The organism is Streptomyces sp. NPDC007875, assembly GCF_042868035.1.
In the GTDB taxonomy this organism is placed as follows: domain Bacteria; phylum Actinomycetota; class Actinomycetes; order Streptomycetales; family Streptomycetaceae; genus Streptomyces; species Streptomyces antimycoticus.
Window position 1 is genome coordinate 1 of the sequence record NZ_JBIADZ010000086.1, and the last position, 5,324, is coordinate 5,324.

General features: G+C 68.5%; 5 protein-coding genes and 1 pseudogene. 3 read left to right on the forward strand and 3 right to left on the reverse strand.

Annotation, left to right across the window (positions count from 1 at the left end; genetic code table 11):
- Positions 1-176: 176 nt before the first annotated feature.
- Both ACFYOY_RS48925 and ACFYOY_RS48930 read right to left on the reverse strand, forming a co-directional pair.
- Positions 177-305, reverse strand: a complete 129-nt coding sequence (locus ACFYOY_RS48925) for a hypothetical protein (RefSeq protein WP_351904589.1) — start codon at positions 303-305, stop codon at positions 177-179.
- 437 nt (positions 306-742) lie between these two features.
- Entirely contained in the window at positions 743-1,762 is a 1,020-nt protein-coding gene (locus tag ACFYOY_RS48930; protein ID WP_351904592.1) for a winged helix-turn-helix domain-containing protein, read from the reverse strand.
- A gap of 180 nt (positions 1,763-1,942) precedes the next feature.
- Here ACFYOY_RS48930 and ACFYOY_RS48935 point away from each other — a divergent pair, with 180 nt between their 5' ends.
- From ACFYOY_RS48935 to ACFYOY_RS48945, 3 genes and pseudogenes are all read left to right on the forward strand, one after another.
- Complete coding sequence (locus ACFYOY_RS48935; RefSeq protein ID WP_351904594.1) at positions 1,943-2,212, forward strand: hypothetical protein; 270 nt, start codon at positions 1,943-1,945, stop codon at positions 2,210-2,212.
- Positions 2,213-2,414: 202 nt separating this feature from the next.
- Positions 2,415-3,548 (forward strand): hypothetical protein, encoded by a 1,134-nt coding sequence (locus ACFYOY_RS48940; RefSeq protein WP_351904597.1) that lies wholly within the window; start codon positions 2,415-2,417, stop codon positions 3,546-3,548.
- A 199-nt stretch (positions 3,549-3,747) separates the two neighbouring features.
- Positions 3,748-3,963: pseudogene (locus ACFYOY_RS48945) on the forward strand (relaxase domain-containing protein); the annotation flags it as partial.
- A gap of 269 nt (positions 3,964-4,232) precedes the next feature.
- On the opposite strand, the gene ACFYOY_RS48950 reads toward ACFYOY_RS48945, so the two are convergent.
- Positions 4,233-5,126, reverse strand: coding sequence for a LysR family transcriptional regulator (locus tag ACFYOY_RS48950; protein WP_351904600.1), 894 nt, complete (start codon positions 5,124-5,126; stop codon positions 4,233-4,235).
- Between the last annotated feature and the right edge of the window lie 198 nt (positions 5,127-5,324).

Below are 5,324 nucleotides of genomic sequence, written 5' to 3' on the forward strand. Positions count from 1 at the left end.
CGAGGTCCGCAGCTGGTCGCACAGCAGCAGCGCCGGACCGCTGGCCAGCGCGAACGTCGCGAAGAGCAGGGTCATGACCAGGTCGTCGTAGCCAAGGAGACGCTGGTAATCGGGGTAGAGCGCGCTGGGGAGATGGGGCGCCCGCCGTGGCTCGGAGGGCCTTCGCCTCGCTTGGCTCAGCCGGTTTCCTCTGTCCGGTCGCGCGGCTCCCTGGCCCGTAGGGCCAGGGCGATGAGGGCTGCGTCCTCGGGGCGGCGGATGTCGTGGCCGGTGAGTTCGCAGAGGCGGGTGAAGCGGTGCTGCACGGTGTTGCGGTGGCAGTAGACGGCCGCGGCCGTGTCGGCTATCGCACCGTTCCCGTGTTGAGCGCGTCCGTCGTTGTGACCAATGCGGTGGGACTCCTCATGGCAACGCCGAACCTCCCGTGCCCGTCCTGACCGGCCAGTCCGGACACTTCCTTGTCGGCCACTTCATCACGCTGCTGCCCGCGGTGATGCTGCTCTTGCGGCATGGGGCGCGGCGACCTACGCGCTGAAGCGTCGCCCGTCGGCCCGTGCGGAGGTGGGATGCGGCACTCGGCTCGGCGGTCGCCGCCACCGGGGCGGGGATGGCAGCCCTCTGCTATGCCCTGGGGGCTGACAGCATCGCCTTGGTGCTGGGGCGCAACATCGCCGGATACGTCGGACTGGCGCTGCTGCTGTTTCCCTTCCTCGGCCACCGCTGGTCCGGGACGTTCCGGGTTTCAGGACTGAGCCGTGCTGGGTGGGGTGTTGAGGAGGGTGATACCGAGGGTGGTGGGGCTGTGGAGTGCCGTGTTGCGGTGCCGGACGGTACGGATCAGTTGAGCTGCGCGCAGAGTGGTCGCGTGTTCGCTGGCGCTGGGAGGCGTGATGCCGGCGAGGGCGGCGAGTTCCTTGGTGGAGCAGCCGGGGTGCTCGGCGATGGTGTGGAGAACGGCGGCTCGGGTCTGGCCAAGAAGTAGGGCCAACGGTGATCGGGCTCCAGGCGGGGGCGAGTGTGCTGGTAAGACGGACAAGAACTGTGGGTCCGAGGGCTGATCGTGGCTGATGGCGTATCGCAACACGGGCTGTGGCTCAGCGTCGATGTCAATGGCTGGTGCTTCTGCTCCGAAGAGCGAGGGGACAAGCATCAGGCCGCGTCCGTCGAGGTGCAGGTCGCCGTCGAAACCTGAGACCATCGCAATCTCGAGGACGGGCGGATTCCAGTGGATACGCCCGGGGTGGAGCGAGGCGAGCAAGTGATCCATACCGCCGGCGAGTACCTGCCGCATCCGTATCCCTCGGTCTGCTGCGGCTTCACCCGCGATGTGTCCCCAATGGGGGGACAGCAGCACTGCGTAGACGTGGTTCAGGCTCTCGCAGAGCTGTCGTAGCAGGTCGGAGTCGTCTGCCAAATGGTGCGCCCACGGCGGGAGTGGCTGCCACTCTGCTACGTGGGCCAGATCCTTGCGGATCTGGGAACGGGGTGTGGCCCGTACCTGCTCCAGTAACTCCTGTGGGTTGCCGATGCCGGCAGAGGTGAGAAACGTGGGTGCCCAGCCGCCGGGTGGGATCAGGTCGAGGACCATGCGCGCCTCAGGGCCCAGACGGGCGTGGGCGGCACGTCTCCAGGCTCCGAAGCGTAGCGGCTGGCTGCGATTCTGCAGGTTGCGCACCGCGGCGCTCAGTTCCATCAGCGGCGGGGGCTGCGCCACTCGTGTCCGCGCCAGATCCTCAAGCGTGAAGTGAAGGCGGTAGACCACAGTTCCCCCAGGTCACATACGGAACGGTCTCAGCTGATTCTTCTGGAAATGCCGTTGTTCGGTCCAGACCGAATCTGGTCGAGAAGCGGCCCGCTGATGGGGAGATTGGGCATCACGTGCCGGTGTGTCCGACACCCGGCCAGTCTTGACCACCGCAGATCAGAGGGGAACATCATGCGCATGCGACGTGCACTGGTAAGCCTGGCCCTGGGGGGTGCGCTCGCCCTCGGAGGCACAGCTGTGACGGCCCAGGCGGCCGATGGCACGGCATCACCGCAGCTCTCGGCCAGCGAGACGAACGCTGTTCCGGCCAGCTGGCACTTCTACCGCGCCTACTGGACCAAGGCCGCCTGCCTCACCGAGGGAGACGCTCTCGGCGGCACCTACAAGTGCTCCTACGGAAAGGGTAACGACGGCAAGTACAAGTGGTTCCTGTACCGCTGGTACTGATCCCGCACCTCGAACTCTCGTGACGGCGCGCCAGTCCATCTGGCGGGCCGTCACGGCTGTTGGACGGTTCTTTCATAGTCCGTACAGATGTGCGGGCGGGCGCTGGATCTGGCGTACCTCCGGGGGAATTCTCGAGTCCTGTCGGCACCCTCCCGGTAGTCGGTACGGTGGGTGGCCCTTCGAATGCGAACGGGGAGTTGACGTGTGGGGAGACAACGGCCGTACGGCAAGGGTGTTATGGGGCGGCGGTCTCGCGCTGCTGCTGGCCGTGGTGCTCGCGGGCTGCGGGGACGGCGGCGGGCAGTCCGAAGGCCCGACCGGCTCGGCGACGGGTGCGTCCAAGGGATCGGCGTCCGGTGCGTCGGGCCGTTCCCGGACCGGGCTGCTCTACCGGGACAAGGAAGTCTCGCTGAGTAATGTCCAGGCGATCAAGAACGGATGCCCGTCCGATTTCGACTTCTACGTGGAGTTCGCGGACAGCGGGCCGCGCGTCCTCGGGCCCGATGAGTCGAACCCGCGCCTGAACGACGACGGGGAGCAGACGGACGAGGGCAGGCCGCCTGTCCTGTCATGGGAGCCTCCGTGCTCCTGGGACAACGAGGTGTTGGACTTCGACGACGTGCCCGTCGCCAAGGTTGCCGCGGACGCCGGGGACCTCGACCAGGCGGGCTGCCAGGATGCCGCACGGGCAGCGGTCGGCAACGGCACGCACGTCGACCGCTACAAGACCCGGGTCCTGGCGGCGGGGGACCGGTTCTGCGAGGACTTCGCCGCGGGCGGCCGCGTGGTCCTCCTGCGCGTGGTGAAGGTGAGCGGATCCCCCGTCGGGGAGCTGACATTGTCGGCGACCCTGTGGGCCGGGCCGGCGAAGACCGAGGGTGCGCCGGCGCAGCCCGGTGACAAGGTCTACGAGAACCAGCCCGCCACGGTGTCCGACGATGTGGCCAAGGGGCACGGCTGCGTCCTCGGCAGCGTTGGGCTCGGTTCGGACATGCCGGTCGTTACATACAGGAGCAGACTGAACGGCGGCGGGGGAGACATCGAGTACTTCCCCAGCTGCCTGTCCGGAAGCCCGAAGATGCGGTTCAGCGCATACGTGGCCCGGGTGAAGGGCACCGCCGACATGGACCTCACCGCTTGCCAGGATGCCGCGGCGCGCGGCGAGAGCAACGAACTCGAGGTACCGGTCTCCGAACTGCGGACCGGGGACCGGTTCTGCAGGTTCGACAGTCTCGACAAGGACGTCGCTCTGCTGAAGGTGACCGCCGTAACCGCCAAGGCCCCCGCCTCGGTGTCCTTCTCGGTGACCCGCTGGGAAGCTCCCGAACCGTCGTAGCAGCGACCGGGGCGGCCTGCCACCGGCAAGCCGCCCCCCGGCTCAGCCCCCACAGAGGCGCTATGGAGTCCGGCCTCGGCCCGGTAAGCCGACCGAAAGGAAGGCCCAACTCTCCAGCGGGAACAGGATCATTTCTTGCAGGTCAGGGCCGTGTGGCGTGGTCTGCGTGATGGATATAGCGCTGATCACGCGCGGCCAGATGTACGGCTACTACCTGCCTCAGGTCCTCGTTGGCGACGGCCGCCGACCGGCGCGCAAACCGCTGAAGAAGGCGCAGCAGGACGCTGGAGTTCCGCCGGGACGATGGATGGGGCGGGGCTTGCCCGCGCTCGGTCTCGCGCTCGGTGCGGAGGTGACCGAGGCGCAGCTGCGCTCCCTGTTCGGCGAAGGCCGGCACCCGGACGCCGACCGGCTCGAAGCCGAGCAATTGGCGGCGGGGAAGCCCGCGGCGGCGTACCGGGTTGATGTTCAGGGCGAGGAGGTGGTCGTGGATGACGGGTGGGAGTTCGGTGGTGAGTTCGATCGGAGTCGTGTTGCGGGTGGGGCGGGTACGGATGCCGGGCTTGTTGGGGGAGGTGGTCAGGTGGGATGCAGCGATCGGTTTTCCGGCGCTGAATCCGGGGGAGGCCGGGGGTGGTTGCGCGGACGGTGGCCGGGGTCGGCCGGCCGTCCGGGCGGCACGTGTCAGATGGTCGAGGTGATCGCTCGGGTGACGGTGGTGATCGCCGGGGTGGGGTGGCCGGGGAGGCGTGCCACGAGGACACGGCGGATCTCAGGTGGCGCGCCTTCGACGTGTACCAGGCTCACCCCGGCTGGTAGTACCGGTGAGAGCCGGGACGGCACTGTTGTCACCCCGAAGCCGCCTGCGACCAGTTGGAGTTTTGTCAGCCAGTCGCGTGCGCGATGGACGATGTGCGGCCGTCCGGGCAGGCCGGGCCAGACGCCGAGCAGCGGCTCGGAGCTCGATGACGGGGTGGCGATCCAGGCGGCGTCGAGCAGTTCGTCGACGTGCACCGTGGTGCGTCCGGCGAACTTCCCGGTCGACGGCACCGCCACGACCAGTTCGGTGTCCGCGACGGTCTCGACGTGCAGGCGCGGCGAGTCGCTGTCCAGGGGCCGGTGGGGTGGGCGGGATGTCAGCACGGCGAGGTCGAGCGAGCCTGCCCGCAGTGCCCGGATCAGGGCGGGCGTGGTGCCTTCGGTCGTTGTGACCGTGATCTGCGGGTCGGTTGTCGTGAGGCGGGTGAGCGCGGCGGGCAGGATGATGGCGCCCGCGCTCAGGAACACCCCGAGCCGCACCAGTTCGGTCCGTGGGAGGGTGCCGGTGAGGTCGGACTCGGCCGCTGTGAGGCAGTCCAGGATGGTGCGGGCGTGCCGCAGCAGGGTCAGACCCGCGGGGGTGAGCCGTACCCCATCGGGGCGGCGTTCGAACAGGATGGTGCCCGCACTGCGTTCGAGGGCGGCGGCCTGGCGTGAGACGGCCGACTGCGTGTAGCCGAGCCTGGCGGCTGCCGCGGTGAAGCTGCCGGATTCCGCGATCTGCTGCAGAACCCGCAGACCCGTACTGGAGACGTCCATGCGGTATACGCATACCACAGATACCAGATCGTCGCTTCCCGCATGATCGCCGGACTCCTCGTGTCGATGCCGGCAGACCCGGACGAACATGGAGGTCATCGCATGCGAGCGGCAGTTCTGACGCAGTTCGGCGTCCCGCTCAGGGTGCGGGAGGTGCCCGACCCCGAGGCCGGCGGCGGTGAGGTGGTGGTCGAGGTC

Bases quoted from the DNA above. Each gene is read 5' to 3' on its own strand.
- ACFYOY_RS48935 (WP_351904594.1), top strand. From the start codon at position 1,943: ATGCGACGTGCACTGGTAAGCCTGGCCCTGGGGGGTGCGCTCGCCCTC.
- ACFYOY_RS48950 (WP_351904600.1), bottom strand. From the start codon at position 5,126: ATGGACGTCTCCAGTACGGGTCTGCGGGTTCTGCAGCAGATCGCGGAA.